Source organism: Synechococcus sp. H60.1, assembly GCF_047462335.1.
Taxonomy (GTDB): Bacteria; Cyanobacteriota; Cyanobacteriia; order Thermostichales; family Thermostichaceae; genus Thermostichus.
Genome location: NZ_JANSJA010000093.1, coordinates 1 through 1150, shown reverse-complemented (window position 1 = coordinate 1150; position 1150 = coordinate 1). Strand labels below are relative to the sequence as shown.

At 56.8% G+C, this 1150-nt stretch carries 2 protein-coding genes; both read right to left on the bottom strand.

Going from position 1 to position 1150, the window contains the following annotated elements:
- Positions 1 to 107 precede the first annotated feature (107 nt).
- Entirely contained in the window at positions 108 to 560 is a 453-nt protein-coding gene (locus tag NW852_RS05035; protein ID WP_414333033.1) for a cupin domain-containing protein, read from the bottom strand.
- 44 nt (positions 561 to 604) lie between these two features.
- The coding region (locus NW852_RS05030) for a cysteine hydrolase family protein (protein ID WP_414426503.1) at positions 605 to 1150 on the bottom strand (546 nt) is incomplete at its 5' end.

The following is a 1150-nucleotide window of genomic DNA, read 5'->3' as shown; positions in this document are numbered from 1 at the left end:
AGCCCAAAATCCCTTGCCTTGGGAGGGAAGCTTGGCTCCAAGCGGATAGACAGAAGGGGTAAGAACCGCTGTTGGAATAGGCCCAAGTCTCCAGGAGTACTTGAGGCTCAAGCCCTTCTCCAGCCCCCAGATAAAACTGCCAGATCCTCTTCGTCCAAGTCAGCAGGGATCCCAGATCGGATCAGCTCGGCAAAATCTTCGTTGGGCACCATCATACAGAGGGCGTAGAGACGGCCAGGGCCGGTGTTGTGGATTTCGTGGACACCGGTCGGCGGCACCAGGATGCTGTCTCCGGTTTTGATGGGGGCCGCTTTCCCATCGCAAATAGCTAAACCTTCCCCCTTGAGCACGAAAAACATTTCCACAGCCATTTGATGACGATTGGGGGGCGTTCTGCCTCCCTCATCGAAAATCTCGACACAGAACGTTAGCGAGACTTGAGCATGAGAAGGATCGAACACAATGGCCAGACGATTGGTGTCGTGGGGGCTGATGCGATAGGCCTGATAATCGGCAGGAGTTTTGACGATTGGGATCACACAGCGGGAGAGCGTTTGCATCGGGATCCTCCCCTCAAGAGAGGGTGGGTGGAAAGTGGCAAGCGCTAAGAGGGGAGAGCTGCCAGCAAATCAGCAGAGGAAGCAACAAAGCCAAAGCACTGCTTGACGTTGTAAAGGGTGGCCCGCAGACAGTACTCAGGAGAGGTGGTGGCGGCGCAGTCTTCTAGCAAAATGCAGTCGTAGCCGAGGAAATTGGCGTCTTGCAGCGTGGTCATAACACACTGATCGATGTTCACGCCGGCAAAAAAGAGGGTGGTACGTCCGAGATTTTTGAGAATGCTGTCGAGAGGGGTGTCCCAAAAGCCACTCATGCGGAACTTATCCACCCAAATATCCTCGGGTTTGACTTCCAATTCCTCCACCACAGCCGCGCCCCAACTGCCGCGGGTGAGAACCAAAGACCCCTTTTTGGGCAAGGGATCCCCCAGCCCTACCCCCTCTCCGGTGGGATTGTAGACGTGTCGCAGGCCGGCGCTGATGTTGAGCAGGTCGGGCCGATTGCCCCAGTTGACCCACACGATCGGCACCTGGGCCTGCCGCAGGCGGGGCAATAGAGTTTTCAGGGGGCCAATGGGAGCTCGCGCCGGTGT

Excerpts from the sequence above, each read along its gene's own strand:
- NW852_RS05035 (WP_414333033.1), bottom strand. The coding sequence starts at position 560 with ATGCAAACGCTCTCCCGCTGTGTGATCCCAATCGTCAAAACTCCTGCC.